At 74.9% G+C, this 21,073-nt stretch carries 14 protein-coding genes; 11 read left to right on the top strand and 3 right to left on the bottom strand.

What is annotated here, in order from left to right; genetic code table 11:
- The first annotated feature begins 224 nt into the window (after nt 1–224).
- From ACIQBJ_RS00145 to ACIQBJ_RS00110, 8 genes are all read left to right on the top strand, one after another.
- Nucleotides 225–404 carry a thiazolylpeptide-type bacteriocin gene (locus tag ACIQBJ_RS00145; RefSeq protein WP_400700832.1) on the top strand — a complete coding sequence of 60 codons (180 nt, stop codon included), beginning with the start codon at nt 225–227 and terminating at the stop codon, nt 402–404.
- A 168-nt stretch (nt 405–572) separates the two neighbouring features.
- A complete protein-coding gene (locus tag ACIQBJ_RS00140; RefSeq protein WP_400700829.1) occupies nt 573–740 on the top strand; it encodes a thiazolylpeptide-type bacteriocin in 168 nt (55 codons plus the stop codon).
- Nucleotides 741–882: 142 nt separating this feature from the next.
- Nucleotides 883–1,077: a thiazolylpeptide-type bacteriocin gene (locus ACIQBJ_RS00135; RefSeq protein WP_400700826.1), complete on the top strand. Its 195-nt coding sequence runs from the start codon at nt 883–885 to the stop codon at nt 1,075–1,077.
- Nucleotides 1,078–1,292: 215 nt separating this feature from the next.
- Nucleotides 1,293–4,061: a lantibiotic dehydratase gene (locus ACIQBJ_RS00130; RefSeq protein WP_400700823.1), complete on the top strand. Its 2,769-nt coding sequence runs from the start codon at nt 1,293–1,295 to the stop codon at nt 4,059–4,061.
- The gene (locus ACIQBJ_RS00125) at nt 4,058–5,194 is read left to right on the top strand and encodes a hypothetical protein (protein ID WP_400700820.1); all 1,137 of its coding nucleotides are present in this window, start codon (nt 4,058–4,060) and stop codon (nt 5,192–5,194) included. The genes ACIQBJ_RS00130 and ACIQBJ_RS00125 overlap by 4 nt, the downstream gene beginning before the upstream one ends.
- A complete protein-coding gene (locus tag ACIQBJ_RS00120; RefSeq protein WP_400700817.1) occupies nt 5,191–6,897 on the top strand; it encodes a hypothetical protein in 1,707 nt (568 codons plus the stop codon). Before ACIQBJ_RS00125 ends, ACIQBJ_RS00120 begins: the two co-directional genes overlap by 4 nt.
- 69 nt (nt 6,898–6,966) lie before the next feature.
- A complete protein-coding gene (locus ACIQBJ_RS00115) occupies nt 6,967–8,916 on the top strand; it encodes a TOMM precursor leader peptide-binding protein (RefSeq protein WP_400700814.1) in 1,950 nt (649 codons plus the stop codon).
- A gap of 19 nt (nt 8,917–8,935) precedes the next feature.
- Nucleotides 8,936–10,540: a thiopeptide-type bacteriocin biosynthesis protein gene (locus ACIQBJ_RS00110; RefSeq protein WP_400700811.1), complete on the top strand. Its 1,605-nt coding sequence runs from the start codon at nt 8,936–8,938 to the stop codon at nt 10,538–10,540.
- A 112-nt stretch (nt 10,541–10,652) separates the two neighbouring features.
- Here ACIQBJ_RS00110 and ACIQBJ_RS00105 read toward each other — a convergent pair whose 3' ends face one another.
- From ACIQBJ_RS00105 to ACIQBJ_RS00095, 3 genes are all read right to left on the bottom strand, one after another.
- The gene (locus ACIQBJ_RS00105; RefSeq protein WP_400700808.1) at nt 10,653–11,312 is read right to left on the bottom strand and encodes an Ig-like domain-containing protein; all 660 of its coding nucleotides are present in this window, start codon (nt 11,310–11,312) and stop codon (nt 10,653–10,655) included.
- Between the two features lie 412 nt (nt 11,313–11,724).
- Nucleotides 11,725–13,995: an alpha-xylosidase gene (gene yicI / locus ACIQBJ_RS00100; protein ID WP_400700805.1), complete on the bottom strand. Its 2,271-nt coding sequence runs from the start codon at nt 13,993–13,995 to the stop codon at nt 11,725–11,727.
- A 246-nt stretch (nt 13,996–14,241) separates the two neighbouring features.
- Entirely contained in the window at nt 14,242–17,157 is a 2,916-nt protein-coding gene (locus ACIQBJ_RS00095) for a glycoside hydrolase family 3 C-terminal domain-containing protein (RefSeq protein WP_400703403.1), read from the bottom strand.
- 228 nt (nt 17,158–17,385) lie between these two features.
- On the opposite strand from ACIQBJ_RS00095, the gene ACIQBJ_RS00090 reads away from it, so the two are divergent.
- From ACIQBJ_RS00090 to ACIQBJ_RS00080, 3 genes are read left to right on the top strand one after another with little or no spacing between them, the layout of a single operon-like run.
- A complete protein-coding gene (locus tag ACIQBJ_RS00090; protein ID WP_400700802.1) occupies nt 17,386–19,068 on the top strand; it encodes an ABC transporter substrate-binding protein in 1,683 nt (560 codons plus the stop codon).
- On the top strand, nt 19,065–20,045 hold the full coding sequence (locus tag ACIQBJ_RS00085) for an ABC transporter permease (protein ID WP_400700799.1): 981 nt from the start codon (nt 19,065–19,067) through the stop codon (nt 20,043–20,045). The genes ACIQBJ_RS00090 and ACIQBJ_RS00085 overlap by 4 nt, the downstream gene beginning before the upstream one ends.
- Nucleotides 20,042–21,037, top strand: a complete 996-nt coding sequence (locus tag ACIQBJ_RS00080) for a carbohydrate ABC transporter permease (protein ID WP_400700796.1) — start codon at nt 20,042–20,044, stop codon at nt 21,035–21,037. Before ACIQBJ_RS00085 ends, ACIQBJ_RS00080 begins: the two co-directional genes overlap by 4 nt.
- The last annotated feature ends 36 nt before the right edge of the window (nt 21,038–21,073 follow it).

Raw genomic sequence — 21,073 nt, 5'->3', positions numbered from 1 at the left:
GGTGTGGACGGCGGCGGAGGGCAATCGGCCAAGCCGTCGAGGCCCTGTCCTCCCGGGGGGTGCTTCCTCCCTAGACTCGGCAACGGGTCGGCGCGAAGTCCGGGGGACATCGGAATCCCGGATCGCGACCAAGGGGGGCCCGGTCACCGGCACGGCCGCACCACCTGCGGGCACGCATGCCGCAGTCATCCCGGCACGTCCACCACCCCACCAGAGGAGTAGCCATGTCCGAGCTGTCCCGTTCCGTGGAGTTCGAGTCCGCTCTCGACCTGCGGGACCTCGACCTCAGCGAACTCACCGTCACCGCCCTGCGCGACACCGTCGCGCTGCCCGAGAACGGTGCCTCCTGGGGTTCCTGCTCCTGCCAGGGCTCGTCCTCCTGCGCCCAGCCGCAGGAGCTCTGACCCGATCGGACCCGAGTTCGGGCCCGAGTCCGAGTGTGAGCCCGACTTTGAGTTCGAGTATTGCTAGGTATTCGAGTGCTGATTAGACTCTGAATACTGCTTCAGCTTCGCATGCCGGCCGGGCGTGCCCGCCCCGGGCGTGACCGGCCCCGACCGAACGGAGATCCGATGACCGACCACTCCGCCACCACCGACCTCGCGCTCGACGACCTCGACCTCGCCGAGCTGACCGTCACCGCCCTGCGGGACACCGTCGCGCTGCCCGAGAACGGTGCCTCCTGGGGTTCCTGCTCCTGCCAGGGCTCGTCCTCCTGCGCCCAGCCCCAGCAGCTCTGACCCGTCCGGGTCCGGTCCGGCCGGAACCTCCGGACCGGACACGGACCCGGATGCCGCTGGGCACCCGCGTACCGCCCATCCTTCGCACGCCGGCCCGACCCGCTCACCCGGGACGGGCCGGCCCCGACCGAACGGAGGCCCGATGGCCGACCACTTCGGCGACACGCTCGCCGCGACCGGCCTCGCGCTCGACGACCTCGACCTCGGCGAACTGACCGTCACCGCCCTGCGGGACACGGTCGCCCTGCCCGAGGGCGGCGCGTCCGGCGCCCCCAGCTCCACCTCCTGCGGGTCCTCGTCCTGCGCAGTCCCGCACCCGCCGACCATGCCCTACTGAGTCGGCTCCGGTGACCCGACCCTGCTGATCCGGCCCCCCGCCGATCCACGCGGGGCACGGGAACCCGGCACCGCCCGCGACCGCGGGCACGCCGGGCTCCCGTGCCCCGCTCCGCCCCTGCCGGTCCTGCCGCCCCTGCCGGTCCTGCCGCCCCTGCCGGTCCTGCCGGTCCAGTCCTGTTCGTCCCGTCCGACCGCCGGAGGTGTTCGCCCGCCGTGTCCAGCCCCGCCCGCCCGTACCGCCGGTCCCGGCCCGCCGCACCGGCCGTCCTCGCGCCCTACGCGCTCGTCCGCTCCACCGTCGTCGCCCGGCCCGCCCAGTCCGCGCAGAGTGCCGCCGTCCGCACGGCGCTCACCGAACTCTGCGATCTGGAAGCCGAGTTGGAGCAGCTTCGGCCGCTCCTCGCCGACGACCTGTACGCCAGCCGGTCCGGCCACGGCGAGGAGTTCCACCGCCGGGTGGTGCTCCCGCTCCGCCGCGACCTGCACAACGGGCGGCCGCCGCGCCCGCTGCCCGCCGACCGGCTCGGCGACCTGCCCGAGCGGCTGCCCCGGCTCGCCCGGTGGCTCCGGGGCGCCGCCCGGCGGCAGGAGCTGCTGCTCGCCCTCACCGTCGACGTCCCGCCCGCGCTCGCCGCCGAACGGGCCGCGCTGGCCGCGCTCTGCCGCGAACCGGCCTTCACCCGGGCTGTCGCCACCACCAGCGCCGACCTGCTGCGCGCCGTCACCGCCACCGCCGACGGCGGCCCGTCGGCCCGCCGCCCCAAGGGCGAGGCCGCCGTGCTGCGTCACGTCCTGCGGGCGACCTGCAAGACCAGTCCGCTGTCCTGGTTCACCTCGGTCGGCTGGTCGAGCGGCGAACCGGTCGACGGGGAAGGCGAGTCGGGCCACGGCCTGTGGAACGTGGTGCGGGAGAACCGGACGCTGGTCGGCGCCCTCGTGCTGGCGCTGCTGGACCTGTCCCGGCGCAGGCGCTCGCTCCCGCACCGGATGGCCAGTGCCGCCGACCGGGGCGCGGGGGCCGAGGGCGGCCGGGACGCGAGGGCCGAGGGCGGTGGCCGGGTGGGGTACGCCCGGACCCGGACGGTGTTCGCCGGTGGCCGCTACCTGGTGGCCCGGGAGGAGCGGATCGAGCTCGCCGCCCGCCCCGAACTCGCCCTGCTGGAAAGACTGGTGGCGGACCCCGAACACCCGGACCGGTTGGCCGTCCGGCTGGCCGGGGCGCTCGGCCGGCCCGCCGGCGACCCGGCCGTCGGCCGCTTCCTGGACCAACTGCTCGACGCCGACCTGCTGGTCCCCGTCGAACCCGTCGACCCGCAGCGCCCCGCGCCGCTCGCCGCCCTCGCCGACTGGCTCGAACAGTGGCCGCAGGACGCCGAGTTGGTGCGGCGCATCCGCCGGATCGACACCGCCACCGGAGCCTTCCGGGACGCACCCGCCGCCCGCCGCCCCGCCGCACTGGACGAACTCGCCGAGCAGTGGCGGCAGTTGCTGGCCGAAGCAGGCCGACCCGTCCCCGCCGACGCCGCGCCGCTCACGGTGCTCGGCGAGGACGTCCACGCCCCCGCCCCGGTCGGCCCGGTCGGGTCCGCCGCCGACCGCGCCGCCCTGGCCGAACTCGGCGCGGTCGCCGAACTGTTCGACCACGGCCACCTGATGCGACGGGCGGCCCGCGACCGCTTCGTCGCCCGGTACGGCGTCGGCGGAGTCTGCACCGCCCCCTGGGAGTTCGGCGCGGACACCGCCGACGCCTGGTCCGAGCGCCGGATACCCGAAGAACTCGCCTCCCTGCGAGCCGAGTTCGCCGGGATCGAGGAGACCGACGGCGAACTGGTGCTGCCCGCCGGGGCGGTGCGCGCCCTCGCCGACCGGCTCCCCGACTGGACCGCCGCCCGCCCGCTCGGCTACTCCTGGTTCGTCCAACGGGACGCGGCCGGGGGCCTGCTGTGCGTCAACCACGTCTACGGCGGGTGGGGGCGGTTCACCAGCCGCTTCCTGGACGCGGACGCCCACGCGGGCGCGGGCGGGAGCGGGGCGGTCGGCGGCCGGGCCGGGGAGGTGGCCCGGCAGATCCGTGACGGGCTGGGCCCCGGGGCCCGGGCGGCCCAACTGCGGCCGGTGGGCGGGTTCAACGCCAACCTGCACCCGCTGCTGCTGCCCGAGGAGATCGGCCCGGACCGCCACCGCACCGCCCTCGCCGAGGCCGACCTCGACCTCGTCCACGACCCCGCGAGCGACCAACTCCGGCTCCGGGTAAGGTCGTCCGGCGAACACCTGGACGTGCTCTACCTCGGCTTCCTGGCCCCGATCATGCTCCCGCAGCGGCTCGGACCGCTGCTCAACGACCACCCCAACGGCGTCGTCGACCTCCGCTCCTGGCTGCCCCGCACCGCCCTGCCCGCACCCGGCGGCACCGTGCACCGCACCCCCCGGCTGCGCCACCGGCACGTCGTGCTGGCCCGCCGCCGCTGGCACCTGCCGCCCGCCGTCCTGACCGCGCTGCGCACCGAACTCGCCGACGGCGAAAGGGCGTCCGGTGTTCCGGCGGCGGCCGTCGCCCGCTGGCGGGCCCGGCTCGGACTGCCCGAACAGGTCTTCCTGCACCCCGTGCCCGCACCCGCCGACCACGACCGCGCCCCCGCCGAAGCCTTCGCCGCCCACCTGCGGGCCGCCAAACCGCAGCCCGTCGACCTCGGCAACCCGCTGCACCTGCTGCACCTCGACCGCTGGCTGTCCCGCCACCCGCACGGCGCCGTCCTGGAGGAGGCACTGCCCGCGATCGGCGGCGACAGCGAGGCCACGCACACCGTCGAGTACGTGCTGGAGAGCCACCGCCCGGCCCGGGACGGGAGAAGACCCGGCCGGCAAGAGCCAAGGAACGAACAGGCGGAACAGGAAGAACGGGAAGAACAGGCCGGACAGGCGGGACACGCGCTACGGGAAAGGGAGTTGGCCGCAGTGGCGAGGACGGGGAACGGACGATGAACGGCGCGCACGACGTGGTGCTGACGTACTACCGGCCGATCAAGGCGCGGGCACTGCGCGAGGCCGTGCTGCCGCTGGCCCGGGCCGCCACCGCCGACGGGCTCACCGCCCAGGTGGAACGGCACTGGCGGTTCGGACCGCACCTGCGGCTGCGGCTGTCCGGACCGGCCGACGCCACCGCGGCCGCCGCCGCGCACGCCGCGGTACGGCTGCGCCGCTGGGTCACCGCCCACCCGTCGACCGACGACCGGAGCGAGGCGCAGCTGCTCGCCGAGGCGGAGACGGCCGGCCGCGCCGAACTGGTCGCACCCCCCTACGGCCCGCTCACCCCCGACAACACGGTGCGCACCACCCCCGCCGACCCCGCCGCCACGGCCGCGCTGCACGCCCTGCTCGGCGTCGAAGCGACCGCCCTGCGCGACGAGTTGCTGCAGCACGGCCTCCCCGCGCTCGGCTCCGGCGCCGAGTACCTGGGCCGGCACGGCGACACCGAGGCCGCCCGCGTCCACCTCGCCGCCGCCGCGTTCGCCGCCCACGCCGCCGCCCACCCCGACGGCCTGATCGGCGCCCACTACTCCTACCTCTCGCACCTGGAGGACTTCCTCCTGCACGAGGACCCCGACGGCCGCCTGCGCGCCGCCTTCGACCGCACCTGGGACCGCTCCGGCCCGACCGTCACCGCCCTGGTCGGCCGGATCACCGGCGGCGGCGCCCGCGGCTTCGAACGGGACTGGGCCGCCTGGTCCCGGACGGCCTGGCGGCTCGCCGGGGCCCGGCACGCCGCCGGGGCCGACCTCGGCGGCAGCCGCGCCGAGTACCGCGACCGCGCCGCCGCACTCGGCGACCCCGCCACCGCCAACCGCTGGGACCCCGAACGGCGGCTCCGCTACAGCGACTTCCACCTGCTGCTGCACCGCTCCGACCCCGACGGCACGATGTGGACCCGCCCCGACTACCTGATCCACCGCGCCGCCACCAACGGCCTCTACCGCCTGCTGGCGATCTGCGACGTCCGCCCGATCGAACGCTACCTGGCCGCGCACCTGGTGGTCCGCACCGTCCCCGGCCTCACCGGCCACCACTGGCAGGACCGCGTCGCCGAGGTCACCGAAGCCGTGGAGCGTGTCCGGTGAACGCCCCCGGCGGCGGGCCCGTCCGGCCGAGGCTGCGCCCCGGCGTCGCCGTCACCCCGCTCCGCGACGGCCTGCACCTGCGCGGGCGCGGCGCGGCCGTCACCCTCGAGGGCAGCCGCGCCCTGCCCCGGCTGTGGCAGCTCCTGGCGGAACGGCTGGGCGAGACCCCGCCGGTCGCGGCCGCCGGACTCGACCCGGCCGTGGAACGGGCGCTGGCCACCGTGACGGCCCGGCTGCGCGAGCACGACCTGCTGGTCGACCACCCCGACCACGCCCAACTCCCGCCCTGGCCCGGCGCGGTGGCCGCCGACCCGCAGGCCGCCGTCCGCGCCCTCGCCGCCGCCCGCCCGGTCCTCGCCGCCGCCGACCCCGCCGATCCGCTGGCCCGCGCCCTCGCCACGGCCCTCACCGCCGCGGGCACCGCGCCCGCCCGGACGTCCGCCGACCCCGCCCTGCCCCCGGGCCTGGTGATCGCCACCGCCGGAGGAACCGCCGTCGCGGCGGGCCGCCACCCGGGCGGAGGATTCGCCACCGCGCCCACCGACCCGGAACGGGTACGGGAACAGGCGGCGGCGCTCGCCGCACGGCTGCGGGCGGACGGCGAAGGAGCGCCGGACGAAGGAGCGCCGGACGAAGGAGTGTCGGGCGAAGGAGAGTCGGGCGCGACCGGGAGCCGGCCCGGGTTCGACGGGGAGGTGCTGGCGGCGATGCTCGGGGCCGCCGCGGGCCAGCGCTTGGTGTGCGCGGTCGCGGGGCTGCCCGACCCCGGGGAGACGGTGGACGATCCGCGGCTGCCGGTCGGCCGACCGGCCGTGCTGGTGGTGCGGGAGCGGCCGTTCGGGGCCGCGTACCACCCGTGGGCGGCGGGGCCCGGGAAGCCGGCGGCCGCGCCCGCGGACCTCGGACAGGCGCTGCACCGGGTGGCCGCGCTCGGTGACGAGCGGCTGGGGGTGCTGGACGCGCCCTCGGCGGGCGGGCTGCCGCAACTGCCGGTCGCCCTGGTGTCCTGCGCGACCCCCGCCGGGACGCTGCTCGCCGGTGCCCCCCGTACCGACCTGGCCCGGCTGGAGGCCGCCTGCCGGGCCGCCGAACTGGGGCTCGCCGCCGAGGGGACGGCCGCCGGGGCGGTGGTCGGTGCCGACCCGGCGCACGCGTACGGCAGGGCGCTGCGGAGGTCCGCGCGCCCCGCGCCCCGCGAGCCGGCCCGGCCGCCGCGCGCCGAGCACCTCGACCACCCGCAGACCGCGCACTGGCTCGCCGCGCTGACCCGGAGCCTGGGCCGGGCCCCCGAACTGACGATCAGTCGACTTGTCGGCACGGACGTCTGGTGGGCCGAGGCGGAGGGCGCCCGCGCGATCGAGGCCACGCCCGCCGCCGCCCTCGCCTTCGCCGCCCTCGCGGCCCTGGCCCGCCGCACCGCCGAGACGCACGGACCGGCCCCCGCCCACCGCACCGCGCCCGGCGGCGCCCTCGCCCCCCTCGCCGCCACCGGGCTGCGCCCCGCCGCCTGGGCCGACGCCGGTCACACCGACCGCTGGCTGGTCGAACTGGCCGAGCGGGAAGGCGCGTTGCAGGATGACCTGCGGAAGCTCGCCGGCCCGTGGACCGAATCCGAGGCGGCGCCGGGCAGCCCGACGGCGGCCGCGCTGGCGGGCTGCGGGTTCACGGTGCTGGTGCCGGGAGTGCCGGGAGGTGCGCGGTGAGCGCGGTGCCGTCGGTGGTCGCGGTGTCGGGCGTGGGCGAGTTCGGGCGGTCCGGGTCGGAGGTGTGCGATGAGCGGTGAGCCGTTGCCCGTGCTCGATGTCGAGCAGGCGTTGGCCTCGTCCGAGGGGGCCGCGGTCGTCCGGCTTCCGGCGTGGACGCTGGAGACGGCCGAGCGGCTGAGCCGGGCCGCGTCCGGGCGGGCGGTGCGGTGGGTGCCGGTGCGGGAGGACGGGGCGCTGACCGTGGTGGGCCCGGTGCTGGGGACCGGGTCGAGGGCGTGCCTGGTGTGCGTGGAGCGGCAGCGGCTGGCGACCGCGGGCGGCCGGGTGCCGTGGCCGAGCGGGACGCTGGCGCTCGGCGGGGCGGGGACGCCCGCGTTCTCCGCCGCGGTGGCCGCGCTCGCCGCCGCGCTCCTGGCGGAGCAGGACCCGGAGCACGGGGCGACCGTCCACCTGGTCGACGGCGACCGGGCCACCTGGTCCACCCACCTGGTCCGCCCCGTCGGCGGGTGCCCGGTCTGCGCGCCGCTCCCCGAGGACGCCGCCGACCGCGACATCGAGGCCGGGGGAACGCCCCGCCCGCTGCCGGACCCGCAGGTGCTGCGCGGGCCCAACGACCGGACCGGCGACGACCGGACCGGCGACGACCGGACCGGCGGTGACGGGAGCGGTGGTGACGGGAGCGGTGGGAGCGGCGGCGAGCGGATGCGCGCCGCACTGTCCGACGAACGCTTCGGCCCCGTACGGCGGTTGTTCCGCACCGAGGACTCGGCGTTCGCGCTCACCACCGCCTGGGTCACCGAGGGGCGACTGCTCGACGACGGCGGCTACGGGCGGGCCGCCGACTACCGGACCAGCGAACGCGTCGCCCTGTTCGAAGCCGTCGAACGGCTGGCCGGGATGCGGCCGCTCGGCCGGCGCACCGCGCTGCACGGCTCCCCCCGCGAACTGGCCCGGACCCTGGGCGCGGACGCCGTGCTGGACCCCGTCCGGCTCGGCCTGCCCGACGAGACCCCGGCCGGGCAGCCCGGCGTCGCCGCCGTCCCGTACACGCCCGAACTGGACCTCGACTGGGTGCACGGCTGGTCGCTGACGCACCGCCGGGCCGTCGCCGTGCCCGAGCACGTCGCGTACTGGGACGTGCCGGGCCGCACCCGGGTGGTGTACGAGTCCTCGAACGGGTGCGGGCTCGGCAACAGCCCCGAGGAGGCCGTGCTCTACGGGCTGTTCGAAGTCGCCGAACGGGACGCCTTCCTGATGGCCTGGTACCCGGCGACGCCGCTGCCCGCCGTCGCCGTCCCCGAGGACGACCCGGAGGTCGCCGCGCTCGCCGACCGGGCCCGGCTGCTCGGCCACCGGCTCACCCTGCTCGACGCCACCAACGACCTCGGCATCCCCGCCGTGATCGCGGTCTGCCGCTACACCGGACGGCACCCCGACGCGCCCAGGGCGTTCCTCGCCGCCGGCGCCCACCACGACCCGCGGGCCGCGATCCGCTCCGCCGTCGCCGAGGTCGTCACCAACGTCCAGGAGGCCCCGCACCGGGACGCCGCACAGGGCGGCCCGCGCGACCCCGCCCGGCTGCGCACCCTGCTCGACCGCCCCGAACTGGTCGTCTCGCTCGACGACCACGTCGGCGTCAACGCGCTCCCCGAGGCCGCCGACCGGCTGGAGTTCCTGTTCCAGGGCCCGCCCCCGGTCCCCTGGCAGCAGCGCTGGCCCGGCGCCCCGCAGCCCGTCGACGACCTCGGACGGCTGCTCGACGACACCGTCGATCGGCTCGCCCGGCAGGGCCTCGAAGTGATCGCCGTCCGACAGGACGAGCCCGGCATCCGCGACCGGCTCGGCCTGCACGCCGCCAAGGTGATCGTGCCCGGCACGCTGCCGATGACCTTCGGCCACGCCAACCGCCGCACCCGCGGCCTGCCCCGCCTGCTCGACGTCCCGCACCGCCTCGGCCGCACCCCCGCACCGCTGCGGCACGCCGAACTCCCGCTCCACCCCCACCCGTTCCCCTGACCGCCCCGGGAAGGCCGCCATGATGACCACCGACCACCCGCGGGCCGCCACCGCCACCGCCTGGCACAGCCTGCACCTCGCCCTGCCGCTGCCCACCGCCGACACCGACGCCTTCCTGGTCGAGGACCTCGCCCAGCTGATGGACCGTCACATCTCGACCGAGGACTGGTTCTTCATCCGCTACGGCGAAGGCGGCCCGCACCTGCGCATCCGGTTCCGCGCCGGGACGGTCGAACCCGAGGCACTGGCCGCGGAGTTGGCCGACCTGCCGGTGGACGGCCGCGGCGCCGTCACCGCCGTCCCCTACCGGCCGGAGACCGAACGGTACGGCGGCGCGGGGCTGCTGCCGATCGCCGAGGAGGTCTTCACCCGCTCCACCCGCACCGCACTGCACGCCCTGTGCGCCCTGCGCTCCGGCGGCGACCGCCTCACCGTCGCCCTCGACCTCGCCCACGCCACCGCCCACGGCCTCGGCCTCGCCCCGCTGCCCGCCGCCCGCTGGCTGCGCCGGCACGCCGCGTCCTGGCGCTGGGTCACCGAATACCGGCCACTGCCCGGCGCCGCCGTCCACAGCAACGTCAACTCGGTCTACGCACAGCAGCGTTCGACCCTCGCCCGGCGCGCCGCCACGCTGCGCACCACCCTCGACGCGGGCACCGCCGCCCCCTGGCTGCAGGACTGGTCGGTCCGGGTCTCCGACGCCGCCGCCCGGATGCGCGCCGCCGACCCCGAACGGCTCGGCTGGGTCTGGGCCTCCCAACTCCACATGCTGTTCAACCGCCTGGGCGTCGGCCCCGACGAGGAGCGCGCCGTCTGCCGACTGGCCGGCCGCACCCTGCTGGAGACCGAACCGCCGTTCACCTTCTTCCCCGACGACGACCCGCACGCCGCCGACCTCCAGTACCTGGAACGCAGCAAGTTCCAGATCGGCCGCGGCCAGGACACCGAACTGCGGCAACTCCCGCCCGCCCCGGCCGTCCCGCCCCGCCCCGACGACCTCCCGCTGCCCGCCGACCCGCTCCCGCCCGTCACCCTCGCCGCGGCACTGCACGCCCGCCGCTCCACCCGCGGCGCCCTCACCGGACCTCTCACCGCGGGCGCCCTCGGCGGCCTGCTCTGGCACGCCTGCGCGCCGACCGGCACCGGCCGCCGCCCCTACCCCAGCGGCGGCGCCCTGCACAGCGTCCACCTCCGCCTGCTCGCCCTCGACGTCGACGGCCTGCCCGCCGGCACCTACCACTGCCTGCCCGAGACCCGCAGCCTGCGCCGGATCGGCCCGGCCCCCGCGCTCGACGACCTGAAAGCGCTTTCCTCCTACCTCTCCCGCCCGCTCGCCGACCCCGACGCGGTCGGCGTCGACGACGCCCCCGCCGTCCTCGCCGTCCACCTCGACCTGCCCCGGCTGCGCCACCGCTACGGCCTGCGCGCCCTGCGCCTGGGCCTGCTGGAAGCCGGTCACCTCGCCCAGAACCTGCTGCTCACCGCGCCCGCCTACGGCCTGGGCAGCATCCCGCTCGGCGGCCTGCACGACGACCTCGCCCACGAACTGCTGGCCCTGGACGACCTCGACCAGCCGATCCAGTACCTGCTCCCGCTCGGCCGCCCCGCCGGCGAGGACTCCTGACGGACCGTCGGTACCGCGACGCCCGGCCCGGCAGCGCAGCGTCCGGCCCGATGCCGCGACGCCCGGCCCGGCCCCGTGGGCGGGGGCCGGGCCGGGCGTCGCGGGGGTCGGGTCAGGGGCAGGCGACCTGGACGGTGACCTGTTCGACGTCGTAGCCGCCGTCCGGGGTCTGCACGGTGATCAGGAAGGTGTCGGTGCCGGAGAAGCCCGCCTCGGGGGTGTAGACGACGGTCGAGCCGGGGCCCTCGACCGCGCTGCCGTGGGCGGGGGTGTCGACCGCGGTCAGCACGGTGCCGGGGGCGCGGCCGTCCAGGGCGGACACGGTCACGGGGGTGCCGGGGGTGGTGGAGGCGGGGACGAGCGCGGTGACGCTGCTGCTGTCGGCCAGCACCTCGACCTTCAGTTGCTGCTTGAACATGACGCCGCCCGGAGTGCGGGCCGTGTAGTACAGGCAGTCCTTGCCGACGAAGCCGGGCGCCGGGGTGTAGCGGATCGTCGAGTCCGGGTTCACCACGACGGTCCCGTGGTCGACGTCGTACACGTCCAGCACGGCCCCACCGGGGAGGCCGTCGGCGGCGAGCACGTCCGCGACCACCGGCGAGCCGGTGGTGGTGACGGCGTGCGCCACCCGGCCGAGGGCGTGGCTGTGGCAGGAGTGCGAACAGGCCGACGGCGCGGTGCGCGGGGCCGCGGCGTGCGCGGCCGGGGCCAGCAGCAGGCCGGCGGCGAGCGCGGGGGCGGTGAGCGCGGCGAGACGACGGGCAGAGATCAAGGGAGTTCCTCACCTCGGGGAACCGGCCGGGACCGTGGCGGCCCGGCCGGGGGGACGCTTCCCCGGCGGCCCGGCCGGTCGACCGGGACCGCCGAAGGAATCGACGGGACGGTAACCACCTGCGGGCGCGGCCATTCCGGAGCGGCCGGACATTCCCCCGAATGCCGCCCTCCCCGCCCGGCCCCGGTCAATCGGGCGGCGCGGCAACCGACTTGATCCGTATCCGCACCACACGCCGCACCGCCCGGCCCCGTCTCCCCGGGCAGGGCCATTGCGGCGAAACGGACCCCGAAGAGGTGCCCCGGGCCCGGCCGCCGGGGAACGGCTCCGGTCGGAGGGCGGCTCCGGGAACGGTTCCGGGGGCGGCTCCGGGAACCGTTCCGGCCCCGCCCCGAGGGGAGACCGACGGTCCTCAGGACAGGGCGAGTTCGGCCTCCGCCGTGCCCGCCGGGAAGGCGTGCAGCCGTCCGCCCAGGCGGACGTTCCACGCCTTCGCGCTGTCCGTCGACACCCGCAGGCGGTCGCCGGCGCGGCGGACCAGGAAGGTCGCGGCGGTGCCGGTCCCGGAGGTCTCGGGGATCGGCACCTCGGTGACCGCGCCGTCGGCGAAGGCGTGCACCAGCAGCGTCACCCCGTCGGCCCAGTCGGAGACCGGGCGGCTGTCGTCGGCGGCCAGCGGGACCACCGAGTCCGGGCGGGCCAGCAGCGGCAGGGTGGCGGAGCCGTGCCGCTCGCGCACCCAGCGCGGGCCCGAAACCCCTTCCCCGGTCAGCAGGTTGGTCCACTCGCCGGCCGGCACGTAGTAGTCCACCGTGCCGTCCTCGGTGAACACCGGCGCCACCAGCAGGTCCCCGCCCAGCAGGTACTGCCGGTCCAGCGCCGCCACCGCCGGATCGGCCGGGAACTCCAGCAGCATCGCCCGCATCACCGGCGTGCCGTCCAGGTGGGCCTGCTGGGCGGCCCGCTGGAGGTAGGGGGCGAGGCGGTGCTTGAGCCGGGTGAAGGCGCGGGTCACCTCGACCGCCTCCTCGCCGTAGTCCCACGGCACCCGGTACGACTTGGAGCCGTGCAGGCGGCTGTGCGAGGAGAGCAGGCCGAACTGCACCCAGCGCTTGAACAGCGCCTCGCTCGGGGTGCCCTCGAAACCGCCGATGTCGTGGCTCCAGAACCCGAACCCCGACAGGCCCAGCGACAGGCCGCCGCGCAGCGAATCCGCCATCGCCGTGAACGTCGACTCGCAGTCCCCGCCCCAGTGCACCGGGAACTGCTGCCCGCCCGCCGTCGCCGACCGGGCGAACAGCACCGCCTCGCCCTCGCCGCGCACCTCGCGCAGCAGCTCGAAGACGGCCTCGTTGTACCGCTGGGTGTACAGGTTGTGCATCTGCTCCGGGTCGTTGCCGTCGTGCCACACCACGTCGGTGGGAACCCGCTCGCCGAAGTCGGTCTTGAAGCAGTCCACGCCCTGGTCGAGCAGCCGGCGCAGCCGCCCGGTGAACCAGGCGGCCGCCGCCGGGTTGGTGAAGTCCACCAGCGCCATGCCGGGCTGCCACAGGTCCCACTGCCAGACCGTGCCGTCGGTGCGCCGCACCAGGTAGCCCTCGCGCAGGCCCTCCTCGAACAGCTCGGAGCGCTGCGCCAGGTACGGGTTGATCCACACGCACAGCTTCAGGCCCTGCTCCTTGAGCCGGGCCAGCATGCCGGCCGGGTCCGGGAAGGTGTCCGGGTCCCAGACGAAGTCGCTCCAGTGGTAGCCGCGCATCCAGAAGCAGTCGAAGTGGAAGACCGACAGCGGGATGCCCCGCTCGGCCATGCCCCGGGTGAACCGGGTGACGGTCGCCTCGTCGTAGTCGGTGGTGAAGGAGGTCGACAGCCACAGGCCCAGTGCCCAGGCCGGCGGCAGGGCCGGGCGGCCGAGCAGGCCGGTGTAGCGGCTCAGCACCTCCTTGGGGGTGGGCCCCTGGAAGACCAGGAACTCCATCGACTGGTCCTCGACGCTGAACTGCACCTGCCCGACCGCCTCCGAGGCCACCTCGTACGAGACCCGCCCGGGGTGGTTGACCAGCACGCCGTAACCGCGGCTGCTCAGGTGGAACGGCACGTTCTTGTACGCCTGTTCGCTGCTGGTGCCGCCGTCGGCCTGCCAGATGTCCACGCTCTGGCCGTTCTTGACGAACGGGGTGAACCGCTCGCCCAGCCCGTACACCGACTCGCCGACGCCGAGCGCCAGTTGGGCCACCATGTGGTGCCTGCCCTCGGCGTCGACGGCGAAGCCGAGGCCGCGCTCGCCGAGCGAGGTGACCGGCTCACCGTCGGAGCGGAACTCGGCCCGCCACGGGCCCTCGGTGTCCACCCGCAACACCAGCGAGCCGGACCGGAGTTCGACCGCGGAGCCGTCCCGAACCACCGTGCCCGCGCCGTTCTGACGGCCCGTCAGTTCGAAGCCGCCGCCGGGGCGGACCGACCCGGCGTGGTGGGTGAACCGGACGGCGATCACCCCTTCCGCCGGGGAGTGGCAATCCACCGTCAGCAAGGGGGAGTTGAGGGTGTCGGCCCGTCCGGTGACCCGGCGCAGCGGGGCCCAGAGAGTGAACCGGTCCGACTCCGCCCGGACGTCGGCGACCTCGGCGGCGTAGCGGTTGGTCACGCCCGGGCGCATCAGCCAGTAGCCGTCGGTGAACTTCATTGCGGGATCTCCAAGCGGAAGGGCGGGCGGGAGGAGGGCGGGGAGAGGAGGGGAGAGGCGGGGCAGGCAGGAGGAGGGCAGGCAAAGGCGCGCGGGGGAGGGGCAGGAGGGCGGAGCGGCGGGTGGGCCGGGAGGAGGGTGCGGCGGGGCCGCGCCCACGGCGGTCAGGTGCGCGTGGGCGCGGCCCCGCCCGGCCCCGGGGGCGGAAGCGGGTCGCGTTCCCCGGGGCGGTCGGGCGGTCGTCGCTCAGGCGACGGTGAAGGCGGCGAGCCGGAGCGGCCCGCGCAGGATGACCCGCAGGTCGTGCACGCCCTGGGGCGGGTCGGACAGCGTGGCCGTGACGGTCGTCCAGGCGTACCGGCCGCCGGTCGGCGGGACGGTGAGGGTGGCGAGCACCTGCCCGTCCGCGGTGAACTCCACCTCGGCGCCGGCTGCTGCGCCCTCCAGCGCGACCTCCGCCGAGACTTCCCGGGCGCCGGTCAACTCGACGGTGGAGAAGAGGAGTTCGGCCTCGGTTCCGGCGGGGGTGACCGCGTCGCCGGCCTCCCGGGTGGCGTCGACCAGGGCGATGTCCCGGTGCGCGTCGAAGTCCGCGGCCGCGGTGCGGCGGCCCAGGACGGTGCGCGGCGCGGGGGCCGGGCCCTCGACGGTGACCTGGACGGTGGCGCGGACGTCCTCGGCGGAGGCCGCGGCGAGCAGCTGGTAGCGGCCCGGGTCGACGGTGAACGCGCCGGTGGCGACGTCCCAGTGCGCCAGGTGGTCGGCGGCCGGGAGGTCGAAGACCAGGCGGCGGCTCCGGCCGGGCGCCAGGGTGATCTTCCGGAAGTCGGCCAGCTTGCGGCGCGGCGCCTGGTAGCGGGCCTCCAGCGGGCGCACGTACAGCTGCACGACCTCGGTGCCGGGGCGGCTGCCGGTGTTGCTGACGGTCAGGGCGGCCCGGATGCCGCCGTCCTGGCCGACGGTGGCCGCGTCGACCTCCAACTCGCCGTACTGGAAGGCGCCGTAGGACAGGCCGTGGCCGAACGGGTAGCGCGGCGCGGCCCGGTGGTACTGGTACGTCCAGCCGGCCTGGACGATGTCGTAGTCCAGCGGGTGCGGCAGCTCGTCGTCGCCGCGGTACCAGGTCTGCGGGAGCCGGCCGGCCGGGTCGGCGTCGCCGAACAGGACGTCGGCGAGGGCGTGGCCGGTCTCCTGGCCGCCGTGCGAGGTCCACAGGACGGCGGGCAGGTGCTCGTCGGCCCAGTCGACGGCGTACGGGTAGCTGCTCATCACGATCAGCGCGGTGTCCGGGCGGACGGCGGCGACCTCCTTGAGCAGTTCCTCCTGGGCGGGCGGCAGGGCCAGGCCCCGACGGTCCTCGGTCTCGCGGCCGTGGATCAGCGGGTGGTTGCCGAGCACCACCACGGCGAGGTCGGCGGCGGCGGCCGCGGCGACGGCCTCCGCCCGTCCGTCGCGCAGCAGTTCGCGGGAGAAGCGCTCGGCGCCGGCGGCGTCCTCGGCGGTGACCCGTAGGGCGCCGTCGGTGCCGGCGGCCGCGTACCTGCCGGTCAGCACGGACTGCAGCAGCACGGCGCCGCCCGCGGTCCCGCCCTCGGTCCCGCCCTCGGTCCCGCCCTCGGCCGTGCTGTCGGCCCCGCCTTCGGCCGCGTCGGACGCCTCGACCAGCCGGAAGGTCTCGTGCACGTCCCAGCTCTTGACGACGGCCCGGTCGGCGACCAGCGAGCCGTCCTCCTTGACGGAGAGGAACCGCCCGTTGTCGGTGGCGCGCAGGGTGAGCACGCCCAGGCCCCAGTCGCCGAGGTCGAAGGCGGTGCCGTTCAGCGGTTCGCCGGTGGAGGCGGCCCGCAGCAGGACCCGGTCGATGCCCTCGTGCACCGTCAACTCGCCTCCGGCGGGGGCGAGTCGGGCGCGCAGGCCGTCGGCGACGGTGACCGCGTAGGGCAGCGTGCCGGAGTACCAGTCCTCGAACAGGGCGTCGCCGTGCGGGCCGATCACGGCGATCTTCTTCGCCGGGTCGGTGAGCGGCAGCAGGCCGGTGTTCTTCAGCAGGACGGTGGAGGCGGCGGCGGCCCGGCGGGCCAGCGCGCGGTGCGGGGCGCTGTCGACCACCTCGGCGCCGATGGTCGCGTACGGGTCCAGCTCGGGATCGAACTCGCCCATCCGGAAACGGAGTTCGAACTGACGGCGGACCGCGAGGTCGATGTCGGCCTGGTCGACCAGGCCGCGTTCCAGGGCCTCGCGCAGCCGGCCGATCACGGTCGCGCTGTCCTCGCCGTGGTCGGTGAAGGAGTCGATGCCGGCCTTCAGCGCGGCGGCGTGGCCCTCGGCGTGGTCGTCGAAGTAGCGCTCCGGGTCGACCAGGTTGGACGGGGCCTCGGCGTCGGAGACCACGAACAGCTCGCGGCCGGTCGGCTCGGCCCAGCGCCGCAGCTCGGTCGCCAGCAGCGGGGAGACGTGGCAGGGACGCCCGTTGACCAGGTTGTAGGCGGCCATCACGCCGGTGGCCGCGCCGGAGGCGATCGCGGGCCGGAACGCGGCCAGGTCGTACTCGTGCAGGACGCGCGGGCGCAGGCCGGAGGAGGTGGTGCAGCGGTCGTCCTCGTTGTTGTAGGCGAGGAAGTGCTTGAGCACCGGGGCGGCCCGCAGGTAGGTCGGGTCGTCGCCCGCGAGGCCGCGGCAGAACGCCTCGCCGAGGCGGGCGGTGTGCACCGGGTCCTCGGAGTAGCCCTCCTCGTTGCGGCCCCAGCGCGGGTCGCGCAGCAGGTTCAGCACCGGCGCCCACGCCTGCAGGCTGTTCGGGCCGCGGTCGGGGGCGATGGCGGCCGGGCGGTGGTGGTGGAAGGCGCGCAGCTCGGTCGAGACCGCCTCGGCGACCTCGCGGACCAGCTCCTCGTCCCAGCTCGCGCCGAGGCCGACGGCCTGCGGGAACGCGGTGGCGACGCCGAGCCAGGAGACGCCGTGCAGGGCCTCCGCTCCGGTGCGGAAGGCGCCGATGCCCAGGCGGGGCACGGCGGGGGCGTACTGGTGGAGCATCGCCAGGCGCTCGGCGGGGGAGAGCCTGGACAACAGGTCGTCGACGCGCTTGTCCAACGGAAGCGCGGAATTATGGAACGGGTACCGCTCGGCCGGGGTCTCGGCGGCGGACGGGGACGGGGAACTCAACGGGCTCACCCCAGGATGATGGTGCGGTGCGGTTGGTCGTCGAAGCGAATCGACGCTGACATGAAGCATGAACCCTGTCAACTCCCCCTGGCTACGGGGGAAATGAATTTGTCCAGGCACTTGTCTAACCGGAAACGCGTCGTTAGTGTCGCCGCAACATCAAGCGCTTCGACAGTCAAGCGCTTCGACAGCGCCCAGCGCAGGGCGCCGCGGAAGGGCCTCCCCACCATGAGAACCGAGCTGAACCGCAGATCCTTCGTCACCGCCGCCGTCTCCGTCGCCGGAGCAGCGGCGATGACCCCCCTGCTGGCCGCCTGCGGGGGCGGTGGCTCGAAGCACAGGACCGGCGCCAACTCCGCCGACGGCGTCAAGTCGGCCCTGCCGGCCTTCGCCGCCAGCACCTCCGTGACCCCCGACATCCCCTCGGTCCCCGGCACGGACGGCGCGGTGACCGACCCGGCCTTCCTCACCTACCCGGCCGGCCCGGTGGCCACGGTCAACGGCGTGCCCGGCAAGGGCGGCAGCTACTCGGCCGTCACCCCGCTGTGGGGCACCGTCCCGCCCGCGGGCAACTCGTTCTACACCGCGATGAACAAGGCCCTCGGCGTCACCCTGGAGATGAAGCCGGCCGACGGCAACAACTACGCCACCATCATCCCGACCATGACCGCGGCCAAGAAGCTGCCGGACTGGATCCAGCTCCCGACCTGGTGGAACCCCAACTTCAACGTCGGCGAGCTCGCCGCCTCCCAGTTCGCCGACCTCACCCCCTTCCTGGCCGGCGACAGGATCGGCAAGTACCCGAACCTGGCCGCCATCCCCACCGGGGCCTGGCAGGCGGGCATCTGGGGCGACAAGCTCTACGGCATCCCCTCCTTCTCCACCGGCTTCTCCATCGCGGGCACCACCTTCTACCGCCGCGACCTCTTCGAGGCCCGGGGCATCACCGCGGACCAGGTGAAGACCCTCGACGACCTGATGAGTCTGGGCAAGGAGCTCACCGACGAGAAGGCCGGCACCTGGGCCTTCGACGACGTGTGGACCTACCTCTTCCCGTTCTTCGACGTCCCCAACAGGTGGAAGCTCGCCGACGGCAAGCTCGTCCACAAGTACGAGACCCCCGAGCTGCTCGAAGCCCTCGACTGGCACTACAGGCTCGCCACCGCCGGCTACCTGCACCCCGACGCCGTCGCCGGCAACAACGCCGACGCCAACACCCGCTTCTACGCGGGCAAGACCCTGATCCAGGGCGGCGGCACCGGCGCCTGGAACCTCGCCGACAGCCTGTCCGGCACCGCCGCGACCCCCGGCTTCCGGCGCGGCTCGTTCACCTTCCTCACCTCGAAGGCCGGCGGCACGCCCAAGCTGTTCATGGGCTCCTCCACCAGCCTGATGAGCTACCTGAACGCCAAGCTCAAGCCCGAGCAGATCGAGGAGCTGCTCGCCGTCGCCAACTACCTGGCCGCGCCGTACGGCACCGCCGAGTACACGATGGTCAACTTCGGCGTCGAGGGCGTCCACCACACCCGGGTCAACGGCGTGCCGACCTTCAACGACGAGGGCAAGAAGGACGTCCAGGCGCAGACCTACCCGTTCCTGGCCAGCCCCTCCTCGGTCATCTCCAGCCCCGGCGCCGACCAGGTCGCCAAGGACATCGCCGCCTTCCAGGCCGCCAACGTCAAGTACCTGTACAAGCCGCTGTTCTGGAACATGAACATCTCGATGCCGCAGAACATCGCCACCATCGACACCGCGCAGGCCGTCGAGGACGCGATCAAGGACTGCTACCACGGCAAGAAGAAGGTCTCCGACGTCCAGGCCGCCATCTCGACCTGGAGGACGAACGGCGGCGACCGCCTCAAGCAGTGGATGACCGACAACGTCCTGAGCAAGTACGGAACGGGTCAGTGAGCACAGCGCGATCGGAGCGGGGCAAGAGCGGCCCGGGCAGGGGGGCCGCCGGGAAGAACGGTGCCGTCCGGCTGAACTGGCGGGTCAGGCTGCGGCGGGACAGGACGCTGCTGCTGATGACCGTCCCGGCCGTGGTCCTGCTGCTGGTCTTCAACTACGCGCCGCTGTTCGGCCTGGTCACCGCGTTCCAGTACTACGACCCGCTGGTCGGCGTGCGCGACAGCGAGTGGGCCGGCCTCGCACAGTTCCAGCAGCTCTTCCACGACCCGCTGTTCTGGGGAGCGCTGAAGAACACCCTCTGGCTCAGCCTGGTCCAACTGGTGCTGTTCTTCCCCGTTCCGATCGCGCTGGCCCTGCTGCTCAACACGGTGCTCAGCGAACGGCTGCGCAACTTCGTCCAGTCCGTGGTCTACCTGCCGCACTTCTTCTCCTGGGTGCTGGCCATCACGATCTTCCAGCAGATGCTCGGCGGCGCGGGAATCCTCAACCACTTCCTGCGGCAGAACGACATCGCCCCCTGGGACATCACCACCGACCCGCACACCTTCGCCCTCCTGGTCACCTCGCAGGCGATCTGGAAGGAGGCCGGCTGGGGCATCATCGTCTTCCTCGCCGCACTGGCCGCCATCAACACCGACCTGTACGAGGCGGCCGCCGTCGACGGCGCCGGACGCCGACGCCGGATGTGGCACATCACCCTGCCCGGCCTGCGCGGCGTGATCGTGCTGATGCTGGTGCTGCGCCTGGGCAACGCGCTGACCGTCGGCTTCGAGCAGTTCCTGATCCAGCGCGAGGCGGTCGGCCACGAAGCCGCCGACGTACTCGACACCTTCTCCTTCTACTACGGCATCGCCACCGGCAACTACAGCTTCGGCGCCGCGGCCGGCCTCTTCAAGAGCGTCATCTCGCTGCTGCTGATCTGGGGCGCCAACAAACTGGCACACGCCTTCGGCGAGGACGGGTTGTACCGCAGATGAGCCAGACACCCACCACCGTCCGCGCGGACGCCCCGACCGCGGCGCCCACCGCGGCCAAGCCCCGCCCGGCCCGGACCGGCCGCCCCCGCGCCCGGGCCGGACGGGCCCCCTGGGAGGAACCGCCCACCCCGATCGGCCAGGGCGCCAAGGGCATCACCCTGGCCGGCGTGATCGCCGCCGTCGCCGTCCCGCTCTGGATCATCGCACTGACCAGCATCTCCACCCCCGGTGCCGTCAACCGGGCCGGCGGGCTGGTGGTCCGGCCCGACGGCATCACCTTCGACGCCTACCGGCAGATGCTCGGCGACGGCACCGTCCGCACCGCCCTGATGGTCAGCCTCGCCATCACCGTCGTCGGCACCCTGGTGTCCATGATCGTCTCGGTGACGGCGGCCTACGGCCTGTCCCGCTCCGAGTCCTTCGCGCACCGGCCGATCCTGACCCTGCTGATCGTCACCATGTTCGTCAGCGGCGGCCTGATCCCGAGCTTCCTGGTGGTCACCGGACTCGGCGGCTACGACCGGTGGTGGTCGCTGATCCTGCCCAGCGCCGTCTCGGTGTTCAACATCCTGGTGCTGCGCTCGTTCTACTCCACCACCTCCGCCGACCTGATCGACGCCGCCCGGCTCGACGGCGCCGGCGACTGGCGGATCCTGTGGTCCGTGGTGCTGCCCACCTCCCGGGCCGTCACCGCCGTCATCGCGCTGTTCTACGCGGTCGGCTACTGGAACTCGTTCTTCAACGTGATGCTCTACATGCCGACCTCGGCCGAGAAGTGGCCGCTGCAGTACGTGCTGCTGACCTACGTCAACCGCGGCAACGGGCTGCCCGGCTCCGTCAACTCCGGCTTCGGGGCCGCCAACGCGCAGACCGCGCCGCTCACCCTGCAGATGGCCGTCGTGGTCCTCACCCTGGTGCCGCTGCTCATGGTCTACCCGTTCATGCAGAAGCACTTCCGCACCGGCGTGCTGACCGGCGCCGTCAAGGGCTGAACCGGGCGGGAACAACGCACGATCCGGAGCGGGAAC

It is taken from the genome of Kitasatospora sp. NPDC088391 (genome assembly GCF_044753345.1).
Taxonomy (GTDB): Bacteria; Actinomycetota; Actinomycetes; order Streptomycetales; family Streptomycetaceae; genus Kitasatospora.
The sequence above is the reverse complement of the archived record's forward strand: the minus strand, read 5'-3'. Positions and strand labels throughout refer to the sequence as shown.

Bases quoted from the DNA above. Each gene is read 5' to 3' on its own strand.
- ACIQBJ_RS00135 (WP_400700826.1), top strand. From the start codon at position 883: ATGGCCGACCACTTCGGCGACACGCTCGCCGCGACCGGCCTCGCGCTC.
- ACIQBJ_RS00090 (WP_400700802.1), top strand. From the start codon at position 17,386: ATGAGAACCGAGCTGAACCGCAGATCCTTCGTCACCGCCGCCGTCTCC.
- ACIQBJ_RS00140 (WP_400700829.1), top strand. From the start codon at position 573: ATGACCGACCACTCCGCCACCACCGACCTCGCGCTCGACGACCTCGAC.
- ACIQBJ_RS00115 (WP_400700814.1), top strand. From the start codon at position 6,967: ATGAGCGGTGAGCCGTTGCCCGTGCTCGATGTCGAGCAGGCGTTGGCC.
- ACIQBJ_RS00110 (WP_400700811.1), top strand. From the start codon at position 8,936: ATGATGACCACCGACCACCCGCGGGCCGCCACCGCCACCGCCTGGCAC.
- yicI (WP_400700805.1), bottom strand. From the start codon at position 13,995: ATGAAGTTCACCGACGGCTACTGGCTGATGCGCCCGGGCGTGACCAAC.
- ACIQBJ_RS00080 (WP_400700796.1), top strand. From the start codon at position 20,042: ATGAGCCAGACACCCACCACCGTCCGCGCGGACGCCCCGACCGCGGCG.
- ACIQBJ_RS00125 (WP_400700820.1), top strand. From the start codon at position 4,058: ATGAACGGCGCGCACGACGTGGTGCTGACGTACTACCGGCCGATCAAG.
- ACIQBJ_RS00145 (WP_400700832.1), top strand. From the start codon at position 225: ATGTCCGAGCTGTCCCGTTCCGTGGAGTTCGAGTCCGCTCTCGACCTG.